Origin of the sequence: Pseudoalteromonas sp. Of7M-16, from assembly GCF_022347805.1 — a bacterium.
Taxonomy (GTDB): domain Bacteria; phylum Pseudomonadota; class Gammaproteobacteria; order Enterobacterales; family Alteromonadaceae; genus Pseudoalteromonas; species Pseudoalteromonas luteoviolacea_F.
This window is the reverse complement of record NZ_JAKRFY010000028.1, coordinates 59,109-85,746: the sequence shown is the minus strand read 5'-3', so window position 1 is coordinate 85,746 and position 26,638 is coordinate 59,109. Positions and strand designations below refer to the sequence as shown.

General features: G+C 40.1%; 20 protein-coding genes. 7 read left to right on the top strand and 13 right to left on the bottom strand.

Annotated elements, in window-relative coordinates:
- Positions 1-212: 212 nt before the first annotated feature.
- The 4 genes from MHN81_RS28190 to MHN81_RS22870 form a co-directional block, all read right to left on the bottom strand.
- Positions 213-887, bottom strand: a complete 675-nt coding sequence (locus tag MHN81_RS28190) for an LCCL domain-containing protein (RefSeq protein WP_275447069.1) — start codon at positions 885-887, stop codon at positions 213-215.
- Positions 888-2,103: 1,216 nt separating this feature from the next.
- Positions 2,104-2,937 carry a hypothetical protein gene (locus MHN81_RS22880; protein WP_239426799.1) on the bottom strand — a complete coding sequence of 278 codons (834 nt, stop codon included), beginning with the start codon at positions 2,935-2,937 and terminating at the stop codon, positions 2,104-2,106.
- Between the two features lie 854 nt (positions 2,938-3,791).
- Entirely contained in the window at positions 3,792-4,103 is a 312-nt protein-coding gene (locus MHN81_RS22875) for a hypothetical protein (protein WP_239426798.1), read from the bottom strand.
- A 488-nt stretch (positions 4,104-4,591) separates the two neighbouring features.
- Positions 4,592-5,110 carry a Crp/Fnr family transcriptional regulator gene (locus MHN81_RS22870; RefSeq protein WP_239426797.1) on the bottom strand — a complete coding sequence of 173 codons (519 nt, stop codon included), beginning with the start codon at positions 5,108-5,110 and terminating at the stop codon, positions 4,592-4,594.
- 194 nt (positions 5,111-5,304) lie between these two features.
- On the opposite strand from MHN81_RS22870, the gene MHN81_RS22865 reads away from it, so the two are divergent.
- From MHN81_RS22865 to MHN81_RS22855, 3 genes are read left to right on the top strand one after another with little or no spacing between them, the layout of a single operon-like run.
- Positions 5,305-6,039: an SDR family NAD(P)-dependent oxidoreductase gene (locus MHN81_RS22865; protein WP_239426796.1), complete on the top strand. Its 735-nt coding sequence runs from the start codon at positions 5,305-5,307 to the stop codon at positions 6,037-6,039.
- A 47-nt stretch (positions 6,040-6,086) separates the two neighbouring features.
- Complete coding sequence (locus tag MHN81_RS22860) at positions 6,087-6,482, top strand: DUF2141 domain-containing protein (RefSeq protein ID WP_239426795.1); 396 nt, start codon at positions 6,087-6,089, stop codon at positions 6,480-6,482.
- 22 nt (positions 6,483-6,504) lie between these two features.
- The gene (locus tag MHN81_RS22855) at positions 6,505-7,164 is read left to right on the top strand and encodes a VTT domain-containing protein (RefSeq protein WP_239426794.1); all 660 of its coding nucleotides are present in this window, start codon (positions 6,505-6,507) and stop codon (positions 7,162-7,164) included.
- 54 nt (positions 7,165-7,218) lie between these two features.
- Here MHN81_RS22855 and upp read toward each other — a convergent pair whose 3' ends face one another.
- The 4 genes from upp to MHN81_RS22835 form a co-directional block, all read right to left on the bottom strand.
- Positions 7,219-7,851, bottom strand: coding sequence for a uracil phosphoribosyltransferase (gene upp / locus MHN81_RS22850; RefSeq protein ID WP_023398822.1), 633 nt, complete (start codon positions 7,849-7,851; stop codon positions 7,219-7,221).
- Positions 7,852-7,870: 19 nt separating this feature from the next.
- Positions 7,871-8,419 (bottom strand): NAD(P)H nitroreductase, encoded by a 549-nt coding sequence (locus tag MHN81_RS22845; protein WP_023398823.1) that lies wholly within the window; start codon positions 8,417-8,419, stop codon positions 7,871-7,873.
- 81 nt (positions 8,420-8,500) lie between these two features.
- Positions 8,501-9,190, bottom strand: coding sequence for a DoxX family protein (locus tag MHN81_RS22840; RefSeq protein ID WP_239426793.1), 690 nt, complete (start codon positions 9,188-9,190; stop codon positions 8,501-8,503).
- 114 nt (positions 9,191-9,304) lie between these two features.
- Positions 9,305-11,266 (bottom strand): NADPH-dependent 2,4-dienoyl-CoA reductase, encoded by a 1,962-nt coding sequence (locus MHN81_RS22835; RefSeq protein WP_023398825.1) that lies wholly within the window; start codon positions 11,264-11,266, stop codon positions 9,305-9,307.
- Between the two features lie 239 nt (positions 11,267-11,505).
- On the opposite strand from MHN81_RS22835, the gene sppA reads away from it, so the two are divergent.
- Together sppA and ansA are read left to right on the top strand one after the other, a co-directional pair.
- Positions 11,506-13,374, top strand: a complete 1,869-nt coding sequence (sppA, locus tag MHN81_RS22830) for a signal peptide peptidase SppA (RefSeq protein WP_239426800.1) — start codon at positions 11,506-11,508, stop codon at positions 13,372-13,374.
- Positions 13,375-13,458: 84 nt separating this feature from the next.
- Positions 13,459-14,469: an asparaginase gene (ansA, locus tag MHN81_RS22825; protein ID WP_036975831.1), complete on the top strand. Its 1,011-nt coding sequence runs from the start codon at positions 13,459-13,461 to the stop codon at positions 14,467-14,469.
- Between the two features lie 38 nt (positions 14,470-14,507).
- On the opposite strand, the gene gndA is transcribed toward ansA, so the two are convergent.
- Positions 14,508-15,881, bottom strand: a complete 1,374-nt coding sequence (gene gndA / locus MHN81_RS22820) for an NADP-dependent phosphogluconate dehydrogenase (RefSeq protein WP_239426792.1) — start codon at positions 15,879-15,881, stop codon at positions 14,508-14,510.
- Positions 15,882-16,317: 436 nt separating this feature from the next.
- On the opposite strand from gndA, the gene pyk reads away from it, so the two are divergent.
- Entirely contained in the window at positions 16,318-17,751 is a 1,434-nt protein-coding gene (pyk, locus tag MHN81_RS22815; RefSeq protein ID WP_239426791.1) for a pyruvate kinase, read from the top strand.
- 92 nt (positions 17,752-17,843) lie between these two features.
- On the opposite strand, the gene MHN81_RS22810 is transcribed toward pyk, so the two are convergent.
- On the bottom strand, positions 17,844-18,668 hold the full coding sequence (locus MHN81_RS22810) for a LytTR family DNA-binding domain-containing protein (protein ID WP_023398831.1): 825 nt from the start codon (positions 18,666-18,668) through the stop codon (positions 17,844-17,846).
- Between the two features lie 4 nt (positions 18,669-18,672).
- Positions 18,673-19,743 carry a histidine kinase gene (locus tag MHN81_RS22805; RefSeq protein WP_023398832.1) on the bottom strand — a complete coding sequence of 357 codons (1,071 nt, stop codon included), beginning with the start codon at positions 19,741-19,743 and terminating at the stop codon, positions 18,673-18,675.
- Positions 19,744-20,123: 380 nt separating this feature from the next.
- On the opposite strand from MHN81_RS22805, the gene MHN81_RS22800 reads away from it, so the two are divergent.
- On the top strand, positions 20,124-22,361 hold the full coding sequence (locus MHN81_RS22800) for a TonB-dependent siderophore receptor (RefSeq protein WP_239426790.1): 2,238 nt from the start codon (positions 20,124-20,126) through the stop codon (positions 22,359-22,361).
- Here MHN81_RS22800 and MHN81_RS22795 read toward each other — a convergent pair.
- Positions 22,358-25,519 carry a PAS domain S-box protein gene (locus MHN81_RS22795; RefSeq protein WP_239426789.1) on the bottom strand — a complete coding sequence of 1,054 codons (3,162 nt, stop codon included), beginning with the start codon at positions 25,517-25,519 and terminating at the stop codon, positions 22,358-22,360. The two genes, MHN81_RS22800 and MHN81_RS22795, sit on opposite strands and share 4 nt — an antisense overlap.
- Positions 25,516-26,466: an ABC transporter substrate-binding protein gene (locus MHN81_RS22790; protein WP_239426788.1), complete on the bottom strand. Its 951-nt coding sequence runs from the start codon at positions 26,464-26,466 to the stop codon at positions 25,516-25,518. The genes MHN81_RS22795 and MHN81_RS22790 overlap by 4 nt, the downstream gene beginning before the upstream one ends.
- Positions 26,467-26,638 lie beyond the last annotated feature (172 nt).

Here is a 26,638-nt window from a genome sequence, read left to right as displayed (position 1 = left end):
CGAACGGTAACTTTCACCGCTATTGTAGCGATAATAGATTGCTTTTCGTTCAAAGCTGTTAAGATGTTCATAAGGCATTTCTTAACTCCTAAAATGTAATTGGTCGCACATTTACATTAGCAGAAGCTGAGAAGTGCCTTATTTCTATCTTGTTTTTATACGTGGTGCACTTGCATGTTGAATTCGGCGTTCAAGTACAGCTCAAACAAGAATTAAAGGAATATGTAGCTTGAATGATACTTTCTAGTCCGTTTATTACTCTCTACTCCATTTCGTTTACTTCCAGTGTATTTTTCCTCCCCCTGCTTGATCCTAATAGTAACTACCCCTCCATCTCTAGCATTTATTTTCCCAGCATGAACTGCTGCTGTGCATATCCTAGAGCTTGAAGTATAAATATCACTTCCCCAAATTCTTTCGACACTCCCTCTAGGAGGACACTGAAACACAAAATCTTGTTCTAGCCTACCCGCAATTTTTTTTGCGCTTGTACTCCAATCAATTAAAATAGCGTTCTTCACACTTAATTTCGGCTGTTCATATTCAATATCTGAAATTGTACTGGGTGAATCGTGCTCGGGTATTGTACTTAAAATCGTTTCTCCTTTAGGCCCAGGATCACCTTTGGGGCCTTGTGGACCTGTATCACCCTTCGGCCCTTGTGGACCGACATCGCCTATTGGTCCTTGAGGCCCCATAGGCCCTCTAGCTAAGTTAATTGTGTTATCTAGAGCATCCTTTATATTTTTTAATTGAAACTTCAGCTCCGAATTTTCTTTCTTAAGCTCATCAATATCTTCCTTTAAACTTGCCGATGTAATAAATAGCCAACTAGCAATACCAATAATTGCTGCAGCTACTAGACCTTCTGCGACTCCTCTGGCCATGTCTAAACTATCTCCTTATTTAATATTCCAGATAAACAACACGTAGCGCCTCAAATCAAAGGCAAACAATAGTTGGCTGTAATTAACGACGCAGGAACAAAGCCAACTATTTTTTGTCCTGCTGCGTTGGCTTATCAGGTGCTGCGGACCCTCAAATTACAAATAATGAGATTCCTTTAAATGTAATCCATGCTTGATAAATTTCCGGATTCCTCAAGTGTAGCTATGTGTTTCTCTGAATAATTGCAAGGCTGTCAAAACAGGTCAATTAGCTTTCGATCTAAAATGCTTTTTCCATTATATTGTTCGGCACCAATTTTTGCTATATAAAGCATTACGAAGCAATCATCTTGACCTTCTGTAAATTTTAACAATTGGTGCACCTAACACTTTGATCGAAGACAAGTGTCACATCACAACATCGTATATCAGCAGCTTTCTACATAGTCATTAAAAACCATAAATCCAACACCAAATTAACAATAAACCAACTTGTTAACCACTTATTAATGAGAAAATATCACAACACTGTGATAAGGCAAAGATCAAATGCGCTATAAAACACACAACATAATCCAATACAGCTTCGCTTAAATTTGCTACTTGTGTTCAATCCTGCTCAATGCCACAGAGAATAAAGGACAGACACTTTTTCAGGATGTTTAAACAGCGCCCAAAAAGCCTAATTTGTTTGGTTAAGAGTCAGACCTCATTAAAAATTAAATCTGCTTCTTCAGAATCATTGTTTGCCCATGATCAGCAGCATTACCTAACTTTATAATTTTCAATAGAGCTTCTGAAAGCAGCTTGCTTATGACGTTATTATTAGCAAGGAGCTGTAATCTAATCGACAAAGAGTGACTGTTATGACCAAAACCAGATTGATATCTCCTGATTGTTTTTTCAACCTCAACACTGAGAGTGATACAGGCTGACGATGAAATACGTCAGCATATCTGGGAGATGTATTGTTGTCTTCTGAAACACTACATTCAACTGTTTTGAGAGCGTCCTTTAGTTCAAGTTTAATACCACTATTTTAAGTATGGAAATAAGCCAGATAGACTGGCAAACCAAGAGAATTTCTTGTAATTGCATCTACAGCTATCTGCTGCGCTCAACAAACAAGTGTGCACCAGCTAATGCAATATAAATAAGATAGAGATTGAAATTCCCAAAACTTCCACTCAACTTCCTTGAATTTCTATAGTTGCATTCAGCGACTTTCCCGCTGCAATGCCTTGGTAGCTAAGTTTGTAAAGACTATATCTGAGTCATGCCATTGAGGCATTCCGTTACCAGCTCCATGTTCTTTTATCCAATCTATTTGAGAAGAGAAATACTCATAACAAGTGTGTCCTTCACGAAACACAAAAGTCGGACTATCAGTTCCTCTCTTCCCATAACCATATAAAAAAACTCTTATTTCACGGTCAATTTTCTCCATCGCAAAAGAACAGGGAAAATCATAGTAATTAAAGCAAATGCCTGGATCTTTTGAGCCAATGCTCGTTTCTTTACAGTCATAAATTAGCTGTAAGAATGTTTTTTCAACTTTTTCTTTATAAACATCGGAGTTTCTATAAGCAGCCCTAGATGGCTCTAAGCGATATCTCTCCTTTTTGGACTTTCCATCAGGATCCATCATGAAAATTTTTACTGGAACCGCTTTACATTTCTCAACTAGTATCTTTTGTATTTTATCATCAGAGTAAAAGTTACGAGTTAAACCAAAAACAAATATTTCTTCTTTTGCATTTGATAATGAAGAAAGCAAATGCTTTTCTGATTCTGAATTTTCACCCGAAAAATCATATATTTTCATCAGATCACTAGGCATCACTTTTTCTCCAGCCTTCTTTAACTTATCTAACTCCTTTTTTAAAACGATAATTTCATCTTCGTTGGACTGCCTACTTAATTTAAAGTGTTTTTCAACGTATTTATATGTAATGGCAGTTGCTGCAAATATAGCCCCGAAAAGAATGACTATCACTGCTTGATATTGTTCAGATGTGATATGTTTTAAAAGCTCTTCTATCGTAACCATCTGTCTCCGCTCCTTGATGTTTTGAATAGCTAAAGTAGTTGTTTGAGGAGTCCCCACCTATGTATATTTTTAATCAATATGGTGGATACGCAAAGCAAAGTTTTATCTGACTTATTTCACCGAAAAAAGAGTCAGTTAGTAATGTCATGCGTGATGCCACTATCTTACGCGATTTGATCATAAAAAATTACCCTCAAATTCATACTGAATGCCTTAGTTTTTAGTACTGGCATCTGAGAATTTACTATATATTAATCAACTTTCACTTACCAAATTTGGCGGAACATGATGAGGTTGTTGCAGCCAATAAACAGTGAATTTATGCCTGTCCCAAGTTATTCCATATCCTCTGAACCCAGCTATGAACGGGCATTTATTGGAAGCTTTCTGGATTTCTCATCTTTTGATATATTCGGCATCAAAGTTTTGGCAACTGCCAATCTCTGTGTGAGCTGATCTTCGTCTTTATTCATGAACTCAGTTTTAACTTTGAGCCTGTCTAAGTCCAATCTTACCAATACTACCCTTTAGACGTGTCAAATGATCTAGGTAATTACCTCAGTCTTGGTGAGTTAGAACTGTATAAATAATCAATGTTACTAAAGCTAATTTAAGTTAAAAAAATTTTAGGGCTAATAAAATAGATTTTATTTTTGCTTACCCTATGGGCCAGTCGGTTAGAAAATAAAAAAGCACGGTATTAAAACCATGCTTTCAGTTTAAAGTAAGGCTTAAAGGCAAGTCCATTTGCGCCTTCCCGCTCATTATACACAACGTAACGTAGAGTATTTTAGCAGTAATTAGCAAAACTAAATCAAACAACAGCCTTTTAAATTCAAACAGTTACTTTAAATTTAACCTTGGACAGAAATAATTCTTACATCACTGTATTTACTGCCAGTGTGATCCCAGTACCTTACCCAAACTTCGGCGCTCGACAACTTAGCAGCAAGCGCTGTAGAATACATCATTTCAGCTCGCGCATTTCCCACTTTACCAATTAGCATCCACTCATCGCTAGAGTCAATTTTCATTAGTAGCTCATCAGATGAGTTAATGTAGACACGTGTAATTTTTGTCGAGTAGTCATCTTTTTGCGCGGCAGATGCTTGGAAAGTTGGCAGAGTTAAGGCAAAAATTAAGCCGGGAATTACTTTTTTTAACATTAATTTTATTCCTTTAATTATTAGTTATTTTGTTTCTTATACTACTATTCGCCCATCGAATTAAGAAATTCATCTTTGACTTTATTGCAATAAGTACATACACAACAGCCGATGCATTTCTCAAGCTAAAATTCAATTTCCATATTAGATGGCAATAATAATGAAAATTCATGATATCACGCATCATTATACAAGCTAATTAAAACTTAACTTAAATTAAAGTATAAATAATAATTACACGCACAAACAATAGTTAATAAAAACAAACAATATCCTTGCCAAAGCTTAGGTTACAGAGAAAAACATTCAAAAAAAATGAAGTTAGCTATCAACTTTTAGATCAAAATATAATTCGAACATCATTACTAATAATAACAAGCAGTTATGGACAGGCACATTTTAATTAATGGAATTAAATCCATATATTTTCATATTAATAAAAAATTAATGTTAAAAGTGAAAATGAGAAACGAGAGCCAACTAGTAAGCTACTTATTCTTAATTCTACTCAACGCCACAGGTGTTATTCCTAAGTACTTGGCAATATCATTCTGAGTCAGTTTTTTAACAAGATCTGGTTCGGCGCTACATAAATTCTCAAACCGCTGCGTTGCAGATAAAGTGAGTAGCTCGAACTCTCGGCGCTCTTTTTTCAATGATAAAGACAAGAGTATTTGGATAAGCTCTTGGGAAATAGAAATTGATTCTTTGCTCAAGGCCAGTAACGCTCTAAATGGAACTTGGATAAGTATACACCCCTCGAGCGCTTCTAAACTAAATGTACTTGGGATTTGGCAATGTGCTGCATTCAAGCTGCCAATGATTGTGCCTGATTGAATAAATGACTTTATGGTTTCTTTGCCATTCTCTGTCAAGTAGAACGCTTTTAATAAACCTGTTTTTACTAAGTATACATAGTCGCACAGTTCACCTTGAGCAAAGACCAGCTCTCCTTTTTTAATTTGAACCAAGGTGCCATTTACTTCTATAAATTTTTGCAAATCCATTTCAACTCCTTTTTACTTACTAGTACGAAATGTTCGGCATAAGGTATCTCGTTTTACATCGTAATAGTACCCTACTGACTTCTACAAAATTGCGATATACACCAAAATTTATTGTCAGTTTTAACATAGGTTAATGCACACCTTACATATGGGCTTTTAAAGTATCAACCAGATCCACTACTGGAGATACATACGTGAACTTAGTCAATAAAGTGATAGTCATTACAGGTGGCACATCAGGTATAGGCCGCCAAATTGTAGAACAATTACACACAAAAAATAAAATCGTCGTCATTGCACGAAAAAGTGATCGGCTTGAACAATTAACAAGAGGATATAAAAATGTAGTTTGTTTCGCGGCAGATCTCTCTGATCCGTGCAGCTACATGTCGCTGTCACAGCGAATACAGGCCCAGTTTCCAAAAATAGACGTTTTAATTAACAATGCGGCTATCCAAAACGAGCCCCTGTTTACTGATCCTAATTTCGAATATGAGCAAATTGTAAGAGAGATCAATGTAAACTTCACGGCTGTATGCTCACTTTCATATTTGCTTATTCCTGCGCTAAACGCAAGCAACACTCCTGCTGTGATCTTAAACATTAACTCTGGATTGTCATTTGTTGCCAAAAAAAGTGCGTCCGTTTACTGCGCGTCAAAAGCAGCCATTAACCTGTTTTCACAAAGCTTGAGCTACCAATTAGAGCAAACAAATATCAAAGTATTACAGGCTTTTATCCCTCTTGTGGACACTCCGATGACCCAAGGAAGAGGAGATAATAAAATATCCGCAGAGCAAGCTGCCCAAGCCATTATTGATGGCTTAAAGCGCCAAGTAGTTCAGCATGATATCGGCAAAATAAAGTTTCTACGCGCGTTGAATGCGCTCATCCCAGCACTTACCAAGCGCCTTTTAAAAGGATCTTAATCATGAGACATAAGTTAATTAAATTAAGCACTTTAGGAATAATTTTAATGGCAACTAAAAGCGCAGCTGCAAACAACGTACAGATAAAAATAACTAATATTGATACCAATCGCCCCGGACAAATCATGGTGATGTTATTTGAACAAGAGGGATTTCCAGTCAAACATGACAAAGCGCTGCAAACGCAGTTTCATAGCCCTACCGAAGCATCATTACTTGTCGAGTTTACCACCACCAAAAAAGAGCTCGCTATCAAGGTGTTACATGATGAAGATAACTCGCAAAAAACTTCTAAAAACTGGACTGGGATTATCCCATCGGAAGGTCTTGGGTTTTCAAATGGAGCCAAAATTAGCTGGCGCGGCCCGCCAAAATTTCACGATGCAAAACTCTCTCTTGCAGACATACAAAGTCCTATTTCAATCTCAATAAGCTACCCATAATTCACTTGATGGAGTCATTGTTATGAAGCCCCTTTTAAAAATCATGTTGATATTGTTTTGTTTCTTTGCCTCGACTTTCTTTGTGCTTAAAGTGAGTGGATTGCTCAGTATTGATGAGATTAAAGCTTGGCTAAATGCAGCTAGTCAACTCAATGCATATCTGGTGGCATTTACAGTGATTGGTTTGCTGTTTTTAGATTTGTTTATTGCTGTGCCGACGCTTACCTTCATTTTATTAGCTGGCTATTTCCTTGGTGCATTCGTCGGCGGCATCAGTGCCATTATAGGCATGTTACTCGCAGGCACTGCTGGCTACGCTATCAGTTACAAATACGGTAATAAGCTCTTTGATAAACTCGTAACGAATCCTGCTGAGCGAGCTGATGCAATTGCACTATTTCAAAAACGCGGCCCGGTGGTGATCTTACTTTCCAGAGCAACACCCATCTTACCTGAAATCTCAGCATGCATGGCTGGCATGACAAAAATGTCATTTAAACATTTTATTTCATACTGGCTGATCAGCACCTTGCCGTATGCTTTAATTGCAGCTTATGCAGGGTCAATCAGTACCGTGGAAAACCCAAAGCCAGCTATTTACACTGCACTTGGACTAACCGGGTTTTTCTGGAGCTGTTGGTGGGTTTTTAACAAAAGAGCAGTTAAAGCAAAGCCGGTTTGACAAAAGGTTTAAGCTATCAAGGCTGACAAACATTGGTTTGTCAGCCAAAGCGTATTAGGCCTGAGTGCCAAATATTTTATCACCTGCATCACCTAAACCTGGCACTATGTAGCCATTTTCATTAAGGTGACTATCAAGGGCCGCTGTATACACGTCTACGTCTGGGTGCGCTTTTTCAACAGCTGCAACACCTTCCGGTGCTGCTACTAAAACAATCGCGGTAATGTTTTTACAACCAGACTTTTTGAGCAAATCAATTGTCGCAATTAATGAACCACCTGTTGCTAACATGGGATCAACGACCAAAGCACGTCTCGATTCCAAATTACCTACTAATTTTTCGAAATAAGATACCGGCTCAAGTGTTTCTTCATTTCTTTGCAATCCAACAACGCTGATTTTCGCAGCTGGCAATAACTGCATTACGCCATCCAACATACCAAGGCCAGCTCTTAGAATAGGCACTAACGTGATTTTCTTGCCTTTGATCTCTTGCACATCTAATTCATCACCCGTCCAACTTTTTATCGTTGTAGTCTCTGTTGGTAAGTCTCGAGTCGCTTCATAAGTTAGCAAATTGCCAACTTCTGACACCAACTCGCGAAACTTTTTAGTTGAGATGCCATGCTCTCTCAATAAGCCAATTTTGTGCTGTAATAATGGGTGCTCAACAACATGTAGTGCCATAAGTTGCCTCGTAAGTAGATTATAATTCTGTAAAAAATGTGCTTGGTTCGTGGCGAACCGGTTTAGTACACTGAACCGTTGGAGTACCTAAATATAAGTAGCCGACTATTTCGTCTTTTTCATTTAAACCAAGTTCACGTTTAACGGCTGGGCTCTGTGCAAAATAACCCGTTCTCCAAACACCTGATAGATGCTGTGCAAACGCAGCTTGTTGCATTGCAAAACACGCACATGCCGCACTTTCAATTTGTTCAACACGGGGAACTTTCGGGTGCTCCTGATAAGGAGAGATTGCAATAATTAACATAGGAGCACGATGAGGTAACTCTTTAGCACGTGATACGGTGCGTTCATTTTGCTGCTCTTCAACCGCGGCGTTGTAATAGATTTCCCCCAACTTGTCACGGGCGTCTTCATTAACAACGATAAATTTCCATGGTGCAAGGCCGCCATGATCAGGCACTTTTAACGCTGCTTTTTTAATAATTTCTAGTTGAGATTCGTTCGGACCCGGAAAGGATAAATTGCTGTCAGATTGACGTGTCAGCAAAAGCTCAATGGCATCCATATAAATTCCTTAATAATAAACAAACACTTATTATTGTAACGTGAAGTGTTAGGGAAAGTTTAGCACTTTCCCTGATATTTTTTAGGTCTTTGCCGAAAGCCTTTTCGCTATCCAGTAATCAACGCTAAAGAAGCGTCCCCCTCCGGTAAAAAATAAACTTAAGAACATTGCAAAATAGATTGCCGCAAACTCTATTCCGTTGTTTAAAATCACTATGTTACCTTTTTCATAGAGATACTCAGGAAATCCATGAGTAGATACAATCGACTTAATGCGTTCAAGGCGCTCAGATACCTCAAGACTATTTTCTAAGCTTTGTTGAGCGCTCTCACTGCCTAACCACGCAAATACCTGAGCGGCGCTGGTATCAGGGTTTGCTGGTGCGACAGAAAACCAGCCATTGTGCCAATGGACTTGCGTCGCTGCAATGAACATAGTCACCATTAAAGGAATAGATATTAAACGCGTCAACAGTCCGAGTAAAATAAGCCAGCCACCTAAGAACTCGGTCCATCCAGCTAAAAACGCGAGAAAATCAGGAAATGGTAAGCCCAGTCCCCAGTCGGAGTTACCAAACCACGCAACTACGTTTTCATCTGCCAGTAAACTTTCGAAAAACCCAGCGTCAGCTTTGCTTAAATTCAGCTTGTTGTAGCCTGCAATGATCATAACAGGCGCAACAATTAGCCTTATCAAAAGTGGTGCTAGGCCACTCATAATGTCGGCTTTTTCAATGCTAGTTTGATAAATGGATTGGATTTTATTAATCATAGAACGATTTACACCTTTAATAGTATTCATACAGTGTAGACCGAACCACGTGAAGTTTTATTGCAGCATAAAAAAATCGGCGCCCTGGCGCCGATTTATTCAGTCTCTTGTATTTTATATCTTTCTAGCAACTTGCAGTGCTTCATAAATAGCACGCTTAGCATCTATTGCACTGGCCAGCAACGCGCCGCCAATAACGTGATGATTATGTGGTAAGCTCTCTCGGTCAAAATGACTTTCATTAGACGTTTGACCTATGCATGCAATAACCGTATCAACGTCAAGCGTTTGCTCTTTACCGTCAATTTTAACAACCAGCCCTGCATTGGAAAATGACACATATTCGCAGCCAGCAATTTGCTCTACTTGGTGATGCTTCGCAACCGCTCTATGGATCCACCCAGTTGTTTTACCTAGACCAGAACCAAACCGCCCTGCACTTCGCTTGAGCATATATATTTTTCGCTGCTCTGACGATGGCACAATGGCTTGCTCAATGCCCCATTGACCCTTAAAGTCGTCGATAGACTGGTTTTCTGGCTCAGTTAAAAAAGCGACCATATCAAACCCGATCCCGCCAGCACCTAAGATAGCAATTTTTTCGCCAAGCTGGACCTCTTTGCGGATCACTTCATCGTATGCCAATACACGTTTACCATCACTACATTCAATTTTTGACATACGTGGGCTCACGCCAGTTGCAAAAACAACATCATCAAAGTTGGCCGCCATATCGTCGCGATAAGCTTGTCCTAATTCCATCTTGACGCCCAACCGCTCAACTTCGTTCAAAAAATATTTTAGCGCTAACTTAAAGTCTTCTTTTCCTGGGATCCGCATTGCCAGATTGAATTGGCCACCGGCATGTTCATTTTTGTCGATGAGTGTGACGTTATGACCTTTTTTGGCCAAATAACAGCTAACTGATAACCCTGCGGGGCCAGCACCCACGACTAACACATCTTTAGCGTTTTGGGTTTTATCTAACGGATAATCCAGCTCAAACCCAGCTTGTGGGTTTACTAAACACGTTGCGCGTTTACCTTTAAAAACATGATCAAGACAGCCTTGGTTGCAACCTATACAAATATTTATTTGCTCAGATTTATTCTCGGCATATTTATTAAAAAAGTCCGGATCCGCTAACAATGGCCTTGCCATGGATATTAAATCAGCTTCGCCCTTATCCAAGATATTGTTGGCAAGTTCGGGGGTATTAATTCGATTCACTGCGACCACTGGAATATCGACGACATCTTTCAGTCGTTTAGACGCCTCTCTAAACGCGCCCGGTGGAACCATACTGGCTATGGTTGGTACTCGCGCTTCATGCCAACCGATACCCGTATTGAGTATATCCACACCAGCAGCCTCAAGCGCCTGTGCCTGCACTGTGACTTCTTCACTGGTTGACCCATTTGGCACTAAATCCATCACTGATAATCGAAATACAATAATAAACTGAGCAGATACACGTGCTCTTACTGCTTTTACTATTTCAATCGCCAAGCGCATTCGATTCTCAAGCGTGCCACCATATTCATCATTACGATGATTGGTATGCGGCGCCATGAATTCATTAATTAAGTATCCCTCGGACCCCATGATCTCCACACCATCGTAACCTGCTTTTTCAGCCATATAAGCTGACTTTGCAAAATCTTTTACAGTGCTTTTAATCATGCCAATGGACATAGATTTTGGAGTGTACGGGTTGATCGGCGCTTTTAGTTGACTCGGACCGACATTAAACGGGTGGTAAGCGTATCGACCAGCATGTAACAGCTGTAGGCAAATTTTCCCTTGATGCTGGTGGACTGCTTCAGTATACGCTTTGTGCTTAATCACGTCATAACGGGAATTAAAGGAAGAAGCAATAGGTGTCAACTTTCCTCGAATATTTGGGCTGTAACCACCGGTTATGATTAAACCGACGCCCCCTTTTGCCCTTTCCTCATAAAACGCTCTTAGTCTTTTGCGATTATGCCAACCTTCTTCTAATCCCGTGTGCATTGATCCCATTACCAAGCGGTTACGTAGCTCAGAATTTTTAAGTTGTAGTTTTTGTTCTAACATTGCTCGCCCCAATGTAACTGGTCTTACCTGTGAACATTAACCAATTTATAGATTTTGGCAAGTAAAAAGCACAAATTATTTATTCAAAAGCGGATAAATTTATAATATTTATGGTATTTTGCGACTAAAGTGAACGAAGTAATACTTAGTTACGTTTTATAGTTAACACTCGTTGCACAACTAAGTTATGATACTAATGAGAGCATTTCGGTACTAAAACCAGAGGAATAACATTGAAGCTGATCGCAAAACTATTTAAAGGCTTATGGCATGCGTTGAACTTCTCACGCAGGCTACTTGTAAACTTGGTATTTGTTGTACTTATCATAGGCCTCGTCGTGGCTATGATGACATCAGAAGAGGAAATCCTCGTCCCTCAGGATAGCGTGTTAAGGCTAAACCTATCGGGTAAACTGGTAGAGCAACTGACCTATGTTGATCCAATTGACGCAGCATTGGATGATACATTCGGTTCAAAAGAAAAACCGATGGAAATACTTGTTGACGATGTCATTAAAGTCATCAATAACGCCGCCCGTGATAATCGTATTAAGGCAATTCATCTAGATCTAAGAAACTTATATCACGGCCATCTAGACAAACTACGTGATATCACAACTGCTATCGAAGCGTTTAAAGCCTCCGGCAAACCTGTATATGCTCACGGCCCCTATTTCACTCAAACTCAGTATTATTTAGCGTCTACAGCCAATGAAGTCTCAATGCATCCATATGGTGGTGTAAGCATTAAAGGTTTTGGAACCTATCCAATGTACTTCAAAGATGCGTTAGAGAAATTACAAGTTACTCAACATATTTTCCGTGTTGGTACATACAAATCAGCGGTTGAGCCGTTTATCAGAAATGATATGTCTGACGCGGCGAAAGAAGCTAACAAACTATGGTTATCAAGCCTTTGGGAACAATATAAGGAAGATGTAGCGGCAAGACGTCCGTTTGACACGGATAATTTTGATGAAACGCTAACCCAGCTTGGCGAGAAAATGGCTTCAGTTTCAGGTGACTCAGCGCAATTTGCGATGAAATATGGCTGGGTTGACGCGCTTGAAACTGATCAAGAATTCAATGACAAACTTGTCCAGTTGGTTGGTACTCAGAACAAAGGCAATAAATACAAGCAAGTTAAGTACAGCGAGTACTTGGCATCAATTTCAGGTATCCAGACCATTCCAAACCCGCTCTCGGATAAAGTAGCTGTAGTTGTAGCTAAAGGCCATATTGTTGACGGCAAGCGCAAAGCTGGCGTGATTGGTGGTGACTCCACAGCTGCGTTACTACGAAAAGCTCGCATTGACGAGAATGTGAAAGCTGTTGTATTGCGTATTGATTCGGGCGGTGGCAGCGTATTTGCGTCAGAACAGATCCGCAATGAAGTGTTGGCAATTAAAGCTGCTGGCAAGCCAATTGTCGCATCTATGGGCTCAGTTGCTGCTTCTGGTGGCTACTGGATAGCTGCATCGGCGAATGAAATTTGGGCATCTCCTAGTACTATCACTGGTTCAATTGGTATTTTTGGCACTATCTTTACATTCGAAAACTCATTAAAGGAACTTGGAGTTTATTCAGATGGTGTGGCGACCACAGAGCTTAAATCATCTTCGATTTCGCGTGGTATCGACCCTCAGTATGCAGACATTATTCAAATGGGTGTCGAAGATGCGTATGACAAGTTCCTCTCGGTTATTTCTGAAGCTAGAAACTTGAATAAAGAAGATGTCAATGAAGTTGCTCAGGGTCGTGTTTGGTTAGCCCCTCAAGCATTGGAGTTTGGCCTGATTGACAAGCTAGGCACGAAAGAACAAGCCATTGAATCAGCCGCTGCACTTGCTAGCCTTGAGCACTACGACGTCATTACTGTTGAACAGACTCTGACCGATAAAGAGCGCCTAATGCAACAAATCTTTGGTGCAAAGGTCACTCAATCTTTGCTACCTAAGGCATCTCAAACAGACACATTACAAAAAGTGTCTCAGCAAAGTATTGGTAACTTAATATATAAAGTACAGCAAAGTGCCAACATGATTGAACTATATAATGACCCAAATAGTCTATATAGCGTGTGCACCATGTGTGATGTGACACAATAATTCAATACCATAAGGTTAATGAATAAACTGCAATGTGATGCTGCAGTTGGTATACTAAGCCCAGATTCGTATCTGGGCTTTTTTATGAAAAGAAAAAAAATCTATATTGCCTATACTGGCGGCACCATTGGGATGAAGCAATCAAGCAAAGGCTATGTACCTGTTGCTGGTTATTTGACAGAAACAGTGAAAAATAACGCTGAATTTACGCGTGAAGAAATGCCGCTGTTCGATATTCACGAATATTGTCCGCTCATCGACTCTTCAGATATGTCGCCACAGCATTGGCAGCTTATCGCTGAAGATATTAAAGCAAAGTACAATGACTATGATGGCTTCGTCGTATTACATGGTACTGACACCATGGCGTACACGGCTTCCGCCTTATCTTTCATGTTCGAAAACTTAACTAAGCCTGTCATTGTTACTGGTTCTCAAATTCCACTTTCTCAATTGAGATCAGATGGTCAAGTAAACCTATTAAATGCCATGTATTTAGCTGCCAATTACCCTATTGCAGAAGTAAGTCTGTTCTTTAACAATAAACTCTTCCGTGGCAATAGAGCACTGAAAGCACATGCAGATGGATTTGACGCATTCGCTTCCCCTAATTTGGCTCCTTTAGCGCAAGTTGGTATCAATATTCAGCTGCAAGAAGGCAAGCTGAGCCCTTATGTTGACCAAGAGCTGGACGTAACCTCTATTCAATCCCAGCAAATAGCTGTATTGCATCTCTACCCTGGGATAAGCGCAGCTATGGTTGATAACGTTTTATCAGATGATGTGAAAGCACTTATTTTACTTAGTTTTGGTGTGGGTAATGCACCGCAACAAGATGACATTTTGAGTACATTGAAATCAGCCTCAGATCGCGGTGTTGTCATCGTCAATCTAACACAATGTATTCAAGGCCAAGTTAATATGGGCGGTTACGCTACTGGCAATGCACTGCTGAACTGTGGTGTGATTAGCGGCTATGATATGACGTTAGAAGCATGTTTAACCAAGCTGCACTACCTATTTAGCCAAGAGTTAGAATTAGAAACAATACGCCACCTGATGCAAGACAACTTGCGGGGTGAACTCACTCGCTAAACAAAAAAAGGCCACAATATGTGGCCTTTTATTTTCTGTTAACGTACCTTTTCAGGTAGGTCAACCAAGTCTGTTAGGTGTGATGTTTCACCACTGTGTGTTTTAATTCCGTGTTCACCAAAGTAATCACGTTGCGCCTGAACGAGGTGTCCGTTGCTAGGTGTACTAAGCGTGGCGATATAAGTTTGTGTTGAAGCAAGTACAGGGAATGCAAGACCAGTTTGAATTGCTTGACCTGTAATACTGCGCAGCGCTTTTGCTTCATTTTCTAAGGTGTCGATAAAATCAACGCCTTTGGCTATGTCATCTAGGTAATCAGCACGAATAATACAGCCTGCTCGCCATGTTTGTAACGTTTTAGCAAGGTCTACTTTCCACTGATGCGAGCGTGAAGCACCTTTTATCAGTGCAAGACCCTGTCGATAACACAGCAAACTTGCAAAATAGAACGCCGATTTGAGCTCTTCCAAATCGATATCAATCTTTTGCGTTTCTTTTGCTTGGTATGTCATTTCTTTTGCAGCAAGTGTGCTAATTGTATTGGTAAGATGACGGGCTTGTACCGCAGCAACCAACGATGGTACCGCGATACCTAGCTCAAGTGCGTTTTGTGCAGTCCAAAGACCAGTGCCTTTAGCGCCTACTTTGTTGTCAATTAGGTCAACCAATGGCGTCTGATTATTATCTTCTAGACTTAATATATGGCGAGAAATTGATAACAAATAGCTGTTTAATTCACCTTCAGACCAAGATTCAAAGATCTCAGCGACTTCTTTAGGTGTACGGCCAGTACCGATGCGAAGTAAATGATAAACTTCCGCGATTAACTGCATTAAAGCGTATTCAATGCCATTGTGTACCATTTTTACAAAATGGCCGCTCGCTGATTGACCAACACGCGCAAAACAAGATTCACCATTGTAGCTTGCTGCTACTTTTTCGAACCAAGGCACCAGGCGCTCCCAGCCACCTTCAGAACCACTGGCCATCATTGCTGGACCATGTCTAGCGCCTTCTGCGCCACCTGATATTCCCATAGTGGCAAATTCAAATTTATTTTGGTATTTAAGTTTCCGTGCAATACCATCTTTATAGTTACTATTACCACAATCAACAATGATGTCGCCTTTTGACACGCCGGCTTCAATCAATTCATTGCAAACAGCATCTACAAGCTCGCCTGCAGGTACTAATAATAATACCGAACGAGGAGGCTCTAGCCTTCTTACCATATCACCGAGATCCGATACGATATGGAGACGCTCTTCTACACCCAAAGACTGTGCACAACTTAGTAATTCAGCACCTGCGTCTGGGTTTTTATCATAGGCGACTAACGTCATACCTTTCTCAATTAAGTTTAGTGCAAGGTTTTTGCCCATTACACCCAAACCAACTAATGCAACTTGCATTAAGTTTCCTCCTCGGTAACAACCACACTTAAATTCGTCTACACGATGTCCGCTACATTATACCTGAGCAATCAATAATATTCTGCTCGGGCCACCTCAAGTACCAAATAAACTGAAGTTTAGTACTTTTTACTCATAACGTCGTTTAACACAAGCAAAAGATTGCTTTACACACAGGTTAAATACATTATCAGTCAAGATGTTAAATCCAATCTTAATTTCACTCTTGGATTGACGACCACTGACACCGGTGTCATAATCACGTCATACAGATCATATAATTTAATTTGTGTATGAAAAAGGGTTTAGGGGCAAAACTTTACATAAAAGCGTAATTATCTGAGAATATTTACTTAATTAGGCTTTAAAAGACCACTATTTAACCACTTTTTTGATAAAGAAAGATGCTAGCAAGAACAGCCTACAGGAGAATCTGATGCTAAGACGCACAAAAATAGTTGCCACATTGGGACCAGCTACAGATAGAGATAATAATTTAGAAAAAATCATTCGCGCCGGTGCTAATGTAGTACGACTAAACTTTTCCCACGGTGTAGCGCAAGATCACAAAGACAGAGCAGAAGCTGTTCGAGAAATCGCTAAAAAACTAGATACACATGTATCTATTCTTGCAGATCTGCAAGGCCCTAAAATCCGAGTATCAACTTTTGCAGAAGGCAAAGTTGACCTAGTTGTAGGTGCAAAATTCACGCTAGATGCTGAGCTTGGTTTAGGCGAAGGTACTATCGATTCGGTAGGCATTGACTATAAAGAGCTACCACAAGACGTTCATACAGGTGACCTGTTACTTCTAAACGATGGTCTTATCCAACTTACAGTTGACGAAGTTGTAGGTAAGAAAGTTATTTGTACTGTCACTGTTGGCGGTATCTTATCTAACAATAAGGGTATAAACCGTCTAGGTGGTGGACTAACCGCCCCTGCTTTTACCGACAAAGATAAAGAAGATTTAATCACAGCGACAGAAATTGGCGTTGACTATATTGCAGTGTCTTTTCCTCGCAGCGGTGACGACATGCGATACGTAAGAAGTCTCGCTGAAAAAGCAGGCTCAAATGCTCAATTACTTGCAAAAATTGAACGCGCCGAGGCTGTAGAAACAGTTGACGCAATTGACGACATCGTATTGGCCTCTGATGCTGTGATGGTTGCGCGTGGTGATCTAGGTGTTGAAATTGGCGACGCTGCACTTGTTGGTAAGCAAAAACAAATTATTAGCCGTGCCCGTTCATTAAACAGAACAGTTGTTACTGCAACGCAAATGATGGAGTCAATGATTGACAACCCAATGCCAACGCGTGCAGAAGTTATGGACGTTGCAAACGCAGTCCTTGATGGCACTGATGCTGTGATGCTTTCAGCCGAGACAGCTGCCGGAGATTACCCTGAAGAAACTGTTGCAACTATGGCACGTGTTTGTTTGGGGGCAGAATCACAACCTGAAACTCACATTTCTAAGCACAGACTAGACAGCATGTTTGCAGACACTTCTGAAACTCTTGCTTTGTCTGCCATGTATGCAGCTAACCATTTGGATTCTGTCAAAGCGATTGTTGCCCTTACAGAGTCAGGCAACACGTCAAAACTTATGTCTAGGATCAGCTCGGGATTACCAATCTTTTCACTTTCTCGTCATGCCAATACACTCGGACAAACAGCACTATATCGTGGCGTATATCCAGTGTATTTTGACTCAACAAGCTGCACAGCAGATTCGCTGGTTAAAGATGCGCTTAATACACTTGTCGAGAGTGGATCACTTGAAAAAGGCGATACGGTTATTCTAACTCACGGTGACTTAATGGAAACCATTGGTGCGACCAATACATTGAAAATTGTCACCGTCTAATCGTTAAATCACTAGAACAACTAAGCCCGACTAAATCAGTTGGGCTTTTTTATTACCAGCGTTCCAGACAAAACGATTTAAAGTGCTACCTATTAGCTCGCCAGTGCAGACTTGACTTTATCTCTATAGCTGCGACTGACTTTCAATTCTTGGCCGTTATCTAAAACCAATAAATACTCGCCACTACTTTGTGTAACTAGCTTACTAATTTGGCCTGTGTTTACGATAGCTGAACGGTGAACACGTACAAATAACTTTGGATCAAGCTCTTGCTCAAGTTCTTTCATTGTTTTGCGCAGGATATGGGTTTGACCATCTGCACAGTGAAGACACATGTAATCACCTGCTGCATCAATCCACTGGATTGTTGCCGTCGACACGCGAATAATCTCGCCCTGCTCTTTTACGGCTAATGATTCTGGAAACTTTTTATCTTCAATAGCGTCGCCGGTGGCTAATTTTTTGAGTATTTCTTCACAATTATTTCCGGTGATCCCTGCAACAAAGCTCGCAAGCTTTTTCTTGTGGGCGTTATCTTGTTGGTTCTTTAAATAGCTTTGCACTTTTTCAATCGCCTGTTTTAGTCTGTTGTCATCTACTGGTTTAAGGATGTAATCCAGAGCGTGGATTTCAAACGCCTTAACTGCATAGTGATCGAACGCTGTGACGAAGACAATGGCAGGTAAAGGCTTAACGCTTTCACTTAAAATTCGCGCAACCTCGAAACCATTTAAACCCGGCATTTGGATATCTAAAAAGACCAAATCAATATCCTGTTGCTGGCAAATATCTATGGCTTTTTGTCCACCGTTACAAAGTTCGATTACTTCTATTTCTTCAAATTCTCTCAGTCTGACAGCCAAGCCTTTTCTCGCTAGCGGCTCGTCATCAACAATTATCGTTTTAATCTTGCTCATTACTTCACTTCTCGGCCTTTTCAAACGGAACCCGTATATTTGCCTTCAGTCCTGAAGGCGTATTATTTGATAACACAAATGAGTAATTATTCTCATATAGTGTTTTTAATCTGTCTTGCGTATTGGCAATACCAACACCACCAGCATTAGTCAACTGACCACCGGATAACTCTGCGCCAGGGCCATTGTCACCAACTTCTAACAATAGTTCATTGGCGAAAACTTGCGCTTTAATTTCGATTTTCCCGCCCTCGTCCATATGTGCGATGGCGTATTTAATCGAATTCTCAATCAACGGCTGCAATATTAAGCTGGGTACTAACGCATGCTTTGCTTGCTCAGTGACATCTAGTTCAATAGCGAGTCGCTCATCAAAGCGCACCTTCTCTATTTCTAGATACAACTTAAGCGCATGAAGTTCCTGCTCCAACGGAACTTTTTTAATTGGATCTGTATTTAACGTATAACGTAAAAAGTCACTCAACCTAGACACCATCTGGTTTGCGTCTTTATTTTCTTCTACCAAAATGAGTGTTGAAATCGCATTCAGCGTATTAAATAGAAAGTGAGGATTGAGCTGATAGCGCAGCATTTTTAGCTGAGCTTCATGGGCCATTGTATTTGCTTTAAGTGCTTTTTGGCGCTCGCTTTGTAAAAGTTGGTAATATTTGATCCCAAAATAAAGGCCACTCCAACATAAAACAATGTATACCGAGTCCAAGCCTTGTTGCAGGTAGTAAAACCATTCATCTGGCCTGTAACCATGTCGGTATATTTCCCATAAATTGTATTTTTGGACGACTGACCACAAAGTACCTGTGATATAAGACACGCTAAATACCACAAATATCAACACCCAAGGTTTTGCATTCCAAACACGTCGATAAAGATATCTAAGAGGTACCGTCATCAAACAGCCAGCATAAGCATTGAGTACGATAACAAAAACATAGATGTCTCGCATTTCAAATACCTTTGAGCCTATGTAGTTGACCAGTGCATAGCCTATCCAACCGGAAATCTGCAGTACCCAAAAAAATCGTTGTCGATTATCGACTAAAGCTTGCCAATTCAAATTTATACTTACCTCTTATAACTTACTTTCGATTATATCCCATAGAAAACCCGATAAGCACTACCAATAGTCTTGTATTTCCAACAATTAACCGCAAACCTTTAGTCAATGGAATCCTCAAGAAACAGTGCTAAATACACCCAAAGTAAATTCTCTGTACGACTTGAATCACCAGCCTCAAAACCTGGCTTTATGCTAGAACATAACAACCTAAAAATCACGATAAAAGGTACATTTGTGAACCATTTATAAATTATTACATACATGATTTATATCACTTTTTACATATATGTATCTGAATGAAAAAACAACAAAACTTTATTGATAATCATTTTCAGTTGCAATAATATTCGCGCGTTTATTTTTAATTAGGGAAAATCATGCGCTCATTCAAAACCAAATATCCAATGCTTGTCTCAGCACTCGCTATCGCCTTCTCCGGTGCTTCGCTTGCTGATGACGTACAAAAAAAGAGCAATGAATTAGAAGTTATTGAAGTAAGTCCTAAAGGTCTTATTTCCTATGTCAGTGCCAGTGCATCAAAATCAGATGTGCCAATCACTAAAACCCCTGTTTCTGTATCTGTTTTAACGTCAAAGCGTATTTCTGACTTGGGCGCAGAGACATTACAAGATGCGATTGGCTATGTTGCGGGTGTTTACAACGGTCCTTACGGCGTCGACACACGTGGGGATTGGTCAAAGATCCGCGGCGTAGATCCATTGACATACATTGATGGCCTACAAATGCAATTTGGCCACTATAACAATACGCGTACAAACCCTTATACCTTAGAACGTGTTGAAATTTTAAAAGGTCCTTCTTCGGTATTGTACGGGCAAGGTTCAACTGGCGGTATTATTAACTCGGTATCAAAACGCCCACACAGTGAAACGCAAGGTGAAATTTGGGCTCAGCTAGGCAACTATGATCGAGCGCAAATTGCTGGTGACTACAACACAGCGTTTGGTCAAGACGAGCAATATCAAGCCCGCTTTGTTGGTGTATATCGTAATAGTGATACTCAAACAGACTTTGTAGAAGACAACACATTGGTGTTTGCGCCAAGTTTTGCTTGGGATATTAGCCAAGATACGCGCCTTACACTATTAACTAATTTCCAAGAAAATGAGTCTGGTTCTTCGACTCAATTTTTCCCACATGAAGGTACGTTACTTCCCGCTAAATATGGCCAAATTCCAAGTGAACGTTTTGTTAGTGAGCCAGGTTGGGATAGATACGATACCGAGCAAATGGCCGTGACTGCAATTTTGGAGCACAGCATATCTGATGACACGCAAGTTCGTTGGTCAACACGTTACAGTGATAGTTCATCTGAATATCGTACTATCTTTTCGTGGCCACCTAAATTTGAAGCCGATAAGCGCAGTGTAAATCGTATTTTTAGCATGTCTGATGGTGAATCAAAGAGTTTCTTAAGCGATATCCAAGTTCATCAATATATTGAATTCAGCGATATTGAAGTTAATATCGTAGCTGGGATTGATTTTCAAGATGCTGAAACACGCACAAGTCGTTTAAGAGGCGCAGTATCTTCGCCTTTAGATCTGTATAACCCTGTTTATGGCCAGAATGACCCATTACCAACAGCAATTACAGCAATTGCGCCAGAGCAAACTGACACTCAGGTTGGTGGCTATGTACAAGCAACATTTGAATACCAAGGGTTTATTTTAAATACAGCCCTTCGTCATGATGATGTTGAGCAAACAAACTGGCAAAAAGTGGATGATATTGCGACGTTATTAAAAGTTGAAAAATCTCAAAGTGCTTTAACTGGACGAGTTGGCGCATTGTATCAATTTGAAAACGGCCTATCCCCGTATGCGAGCTATTCAGAATCTTTCCAACCACTGTATGGCTCCAAGCCTCAAGGTGGCGGCTACGAGCCAAAAGAAGGTCAGCAGTTCGAGTATGGTGTTAAATACCAACCAGCGGGAACTGAGCATTTAATCACTGCAAGTGTTTTCCATATCACCGATAAAAACCATATACGCCAAATCTCTCCGCTTGAACATGTACAAGATGGTGAGGTATCAGTAGACGGATTTGAACTAGAAGCGCAGCTGGAGTGGGATAACCTCGATATTTATGCTTCATATGCGTATACCACGTCAGAACAAGATACAACTCCATTATCTGCTGACGCTATCATGACACAAGCAGGTTTACTCGCACAACAAACGCAAGATCCTGCGCAAAAGCAAGCAATTATCGGTGGAGCTGTATTAGCGATTGGCACTGATGACGTTCCTTTATCTGCAACACCTGAGCACTTAGCTTCTGTATGGGCGACGTATCGTGCTGACAACCTATTAGAAGGCTTAAAGTTTGGCGCGGGTATACGTTATGTAGGTAAAACTTTTGACGGTAGTCGCTCTGTCTCGGCAGGTGGTTTTGACTACCACAAAGCACTAACCACAGACAGCTTTACGCTCTATGACATGATGGTTGGTTATCAATTTAGCGACTATGAATTGAGCTTAAACATAGATAACTTAACGGATAAAACTGTAATAACAAGCTGCTTATATCGTGGCGACTGTTTCTACGGCCAGCGTCGTACCATTACAGCAAACCTAAAGTATCGTTTTTAATCTGTAAAATATGAATTAGCCTCATTGATTGAGTGAGTGATCAATGAGGCCGTTTTAGTCACATCTAGCTCAATTTCAAGCCAACCTTGTATTTTTGACAACTCCCCTTCTAAAATAGCAGCCTGATTCGAGACTGACATAAAACCCAGGTATGCAGCCTGACCTTTCAAGGTGTGCGCTTCTCTCTTCGCTTCTTCAAATTCCGCTTGCTCAATTAAACATTTCAGACGCGGTGCAAAGTTAGACTGTTTTACTCGAAACTTTTCAATCATTTTTTTAAAAAAGTTGACATCACCATTTACTTGCCTAAGGCCTAGCTCAAAATTAATGTGTGAATCAGTCATTTCTGCTGAGACCGCTTTGCTATGAGCTGGCAGTTCAATTGTCGGACGCAGCCCGTCAAATACAAGTTGAAAAAGTTTATCTACATCAAGCGGTTTTGCTAAATAGCCATCCATGCCGCTTGATTCAATTTTTTTAATGTCTTCTGCCATTACATTCGCAGTGAGCGCGATGATCGGGAGCTGCTTAAACCTTTCGTCTTTTCGTATCAATTCAGTAGCTTTATATCCATCCATAATCGGCATTTGGCAATCCATTATAACCAAACCTATATTTTGATTGTGATTTAACGTTTTAATAGCTTCGCTCCCATTAGTAGCTGTAACTACTTTGAGACCAACTCCCTGTAATAACTCTACAGCAATCTCCAAATTAATATCGTTATCTTCAACGAGCAATACCTCAATGTTTTTCAACAAATTTGCTTTGTTCAGATACAAACATTTATCGATAGATTTTACTTTTGGTTCCCGTGGCGAAGGCTCCCCCTTTTGAAGTAAGAAGCTAACAGTAAAGTAAAAACGGCTGCCCACTCCTTCCTCACTTTCAAAATCAATCTCGCCCCCCATCATTGACACAAGGTTGCTACAAATTGCCAGCCCTAGGCCTGTCCCTCCAAATTGCCTTGTTGTAGAAATATCAGCCTGAGTAAAAACTGAAAATAGCTTACTCTGTTGCTCTTTTGCGACCCCAATTCCCGTATCTGTTACTGATATTTCAATAGCAACGTCGTCTTTCGATATTATCTTTGCCTTAAGCGCTAAGGTAATTTCCCCCCCGTTAGGTGTGAATTTCACTGCATTGCCCAACAAATTAATGAGTATTTGCCCTAAACGCAGAGGATCCCCTACTAGAGCCGTAGGTATCGAGCTAGGTAAATCCACACTAAAGTCTATACATTTTTCATGGGCCTTATAAGCAATAATATCGCTTGCTAACTCAACAACATCTTCCAAACGAAACGACGTTTTTTCTATTTCAAGTTTACCGGACTCAATCTTTGATATATCCAAAATATCATTGATAATATTGAGCAGATTATCTGATGATTGGGTTAATTTATTTAAATAGCCACGCTGCTTTTGTGACAGTTGAGTACCTGACATTAAGCTACACAAACCTACAATAGCATTCATAGGTGTGCGAATTTCGTGGGACATGTTTGCCAAAAATGTAGACTTCGCAACGGTTGCACTTTGCGCCGCTTTCATTGCTTCTAATAGCACTTCCTCGGCTTCCTTTCGCTGCGTTATATCTCTAATAATTGCGGTGTAATATGCCTTCCCAGCGATTTTAGTCTCTGTGACAGCCAAATCTATTGGAAATTTTTCTCCACTTTTTCTTTGAGCAATAACTTCCCGCTTATTTCCAATAACGTTTCGTATACCAGTCTTTGCATAGCTAGCAAGGAACCCATCATGTTCGCTTCGAGTCGGTTCTGGCATGAGTATTTTTAGATTGGAGCCCAATACTTCTGCCTTACTGAAGCCAAAAACTTGACTTGCAGAAGGGCTAAATTCCTGAATAATTCCCTCTGTATTGATGACAATAATTGGATCCGCAGCGGTATTTACAATAGCCCGCATCTTGGCTTCACTTTCTAATAGAGAATGTTCTTTTTGTCTCAGTTCGGTAACATCTTGAACGATGCCTGTAATTTTCGTTTGTTTACTTTGGGAATCATACACATGCTCTGCAACGAGGCGTATATAGCGCAAATCGTCTTTAACTTTAATGCTGTAGTTAAAGTCTCGGCAATCTTTCTCAGGGTTTAGGAGGTTTTGTAACAACTCGCGCTTTTCTTCATGTATATTTTCTACGCCGCCAAATAACCACTCTGCATAACCAGTTGTATCGGGGTCGTCTATACCGAGAATGCTCTTTGCTTCATTAGAGTACTCACAAATACCCGTTGACAACTCGAGAGACCAATGTCCTAACATAGCCATGTTTTGTGCATATTTGTAATTTAAATTTGCGTTGTTCAGCTCGAGAGTTCTCTGTTGAACCCGTTTTTCAAGCTGTGCTCTAATTTCATCCAACTCTCCAATATGTAACGATACTGCTGAGCGCATTTGGATAAAAGCTTTCGCTAGCATTTGTATCTCTTTTGCCCCTTGCACTTCAATTTGTTTGCTGTAGTCCCCCTCTGCTAGTGCTGTGGCTTGAAAGATAAGCTGTTTGATAGGATCAACAAAAAAATTACGCAACAACACCATCATAAGTACTATAAGCATCAACCCTAATAAACCGATAAACATGAGTTGGTTTGAAACAAACTCAGAAAGGTGAAACCTGTCGTAACTAAAATCATATTTCAAGTAAATTATGCCTCTGCGACTAGACCTTAACTCTCTATTGGATGGCCAAATAAAACTCAGGGTGGCTTCTACAACTTCCTTGTCTGGCGAATAATACATCTGTATGGATTTATGCATTTGAGTATTTTTCAAGTCTTCATCTGTTAAAAAAGAGGCACTATCTGTTAATAGTTTCCCTCTCATGCTGTAGTGATTCGAAGCCCATACAACCCCCGCATCATCGGTCACCGCAACATCATCTACGGCTGGAATAGTGCCTATGATCGAGGCTTCATGATTTAGTACATTTCCACCTTCTCTAAATACTTCTTGTTCAGCCTTATTTTTTAAAGAGAGTAATATATAGCTAATTTGCGATAGGCTGTTCTCTTGTGCGACTTTTATGCTCCCCAAGTAAGTTAAACTAGCCCCAGTGACGATAGAAATAACAAATATCAAGGCTGTAAATAATGGGACCCAAATGACTATTGAGTTTGTTGATATCGGAATTTTCATGGCTTCACATATGTGTCATCAATCAAGGCTTTTGCGTCTATAGGCTTGGGAATTATACTTGCTTCATGCAAGATGCGATTTAAACGTTTAATGGTTTTATTTAACGTCCCTCCCCGAGCCAGGAGCTGTTGATTTTCTTGCATACTCGGGTAGTGAATACCTGCCATTGCAGTATTGAGATCCTCTATGGATATGCCCATACGTTGAGACATAACTTCCAAACTTTCATATCTCTTTTCATTTATTGCTTGTAAGGCTTCAAATTGCCCGTTAACCAATATTTTAATTAATTGACTGTGCTCTTTGAGTGTATTGTCTCTAGCAACTAACACATCAACGATCATATTTGGTATGTTCGAACTATCAAAAATAACGTTACTGTCAAATTGAAGTAATTTAGTTGCAACAGGTTCAAACGTAATCACTGCATCTATGGAGCCATCATTAAATGCCTCTATTTGTTGGTGAATTTTTAAGTGAACAAGCTTTAAATCATCAATATTTAGCCCTCCTGCCTGCATTGCTTCATGGAGCATCAGTGCTCCCAACGCAGTTTGCTCGTACGCTATTGTTTTCCCTTTTAATTCCGATAAGTCAGAAATTGTTGATCGTGAGATAACCATATCGCCTCCATGCGATACATCCATAACCAAAAAGATCTTTAGATTTATACCTTCAGATACAAGCGTCATGGCTTCGTCCAATGTCAGTGCAGCTATCTCAAGCCGCCCTAAACGAAAAGCCTCCATGACATCAGTGGCGGACATCAACTCAATTAATTTTATATTGTGTGGAATATGCCCCAGATGCTTAGCAAGATGTAAAGTTTCGTATCCGGGCCATACATTCGAGCCCACTCTAATCGTTTTTTTATCAAAATCAGAACAGCCAAGTTGACTTACTATAGTAAAAATAAGTAAAGACAATAAAAAATACCTAGTTTTCATATTTCTTCACCCTTGCCTTTGTTTCTGGCGTCAACAAACACCTTTTCAAAAGTCTACTTGATGTAACACCCTGATATTTAGAACTAGTGTAGACTAACGAAATCACACCTGACTTACTTTTCGTCAATTTGGAAAAATCAAGTGCTGTGTTCTAGTCTTAACAACACTTGCT

What these genes read in the sequence shown, in the direction of transcription:
- MHN81_RS28190 (WP_275447069.1), bottom strand. Translation starts at nt 887, where the DNA reads ATGGCCAGAGGAGTCGCAGAAGGTCTAGTAGCTGCAGCAATTATTGGT.
- MHN81_RS22880 (WP_239426799.1), bottom strand. Translation starts at nt 2,937, where the DNA reads ATGGTTACGATAGAAGAGCTTTTAAAACATATCACATCTGAACAATAT.
- MHN81_RS22875 (WP_239426798.1), bottom strand. Translation starts at nt 4,103, where the DNA reads ATGTTAAAAAAAGTAATTCCCGGCTTAATTTTTGCCTTAACTCTGCCA.
- MHN81_RS22870 (WP_239426797.1), bottom strand. Translation starts at nt 5,110, where the DNA reads ATGGATTTGCAAAAATTTATAGAAGTAAATGGCACCTTGGTTCAAATT.
- MHN81_RS22860 (WP_239426795.1), top strand. Translation starts at nt 6,087, where the DNA reads ATGGCAACTAAAAGCGCAGCTGCAAACAACGTACAGATAAAAATAACT.
- MHN81_RS22855 (WP_239426794.1), top strand. Translation starts at nt 6,505, where the DNA reads ATGAAGCCCCTTTTAAAAATCATGTTGATATTGTTTTGTTTCTTTGCC.
- upp (WP_023398822.1), bottom strand. Translation starts at nt 7,851, where the DNA reads ATGGCACTACATGTTGTTGAGCACCCATTATTACAGCACAAAATTGGC.
- MHN81_RS22845 (WP_023398823.1), bottom strand. Translation starts at nt 8,419, where the DNA reads ATGGATGCCATTGAGCTTTTGCTGACACGTCAATCTGACAGCAATTTA.
- MHN81_RS22840 (WP_239426793.1), bottom strand. Translation starts at nt 9,190, where the DNA reads ATGATTAATAAAATCCAATCCATTTATCAAACTAGCATTGAAAAAGCC.
- MHN81_RS22835 (WP_023398825.1), bottom strand. Translation starts at nt 11,266, where the DNA reads ATGTTAGAACAAAAACTACAACTTAAAAATTCTGAGCTACGTAACCGC.
- ansA (WP_036975831.1), top strand. Translation starts at nt 13,459, where the DNA reads ATGAAAAGAAAAAAAATCTATATTGCCTATACTGGCGGCACCATTGGG.
- gndA (WP_239426792.1), bottom strand. Translation starts at nt 15,881, where the DNA reads ATGCAAGTTGCATTAGTTGGTTTGGGTGTAATGGGCAAAAACCTTGCA.
- pyk (WP_239426791.1), top strand. Translation starts at nt 16,318, where the DNA reads ATGCTAAGACGCACAAAAATAGTTGCCACATTGGGACCAGCTACAGAT.
- MHN81_RS22810 (WP_023398831.1), bottom strand. Translation starts at nt 18,668, where the DNA reads ATGAGCAAGATTAAAACGATAATTGTTGATGACGAGCCGCTAGCGAGA.
- MHN81_RS22800 (WP_239426790.1), top strand. Translation starts at nt 20,124, where the DNA reads ATGCGCTCATTCAAAACCAAATATCCAATGCTTGTCTCAGCACTCGCT.
- MHN81_RS22795 (WP_239426789.1), bottom strand. Translation starts at nt 25,519, where the DNA reads ATGAAAATTCCGATATCAACAAACTCAATAGTCATTTGGGTCCCATTA.
- MHN81_RS22790 (WP_239426788.1), bottom strand. Translation starts at nt 26,466, where the DNA reads ATGAAAACTAGGTATTTTTTATTGTCTTTACTTATTTTTACTATAGTA.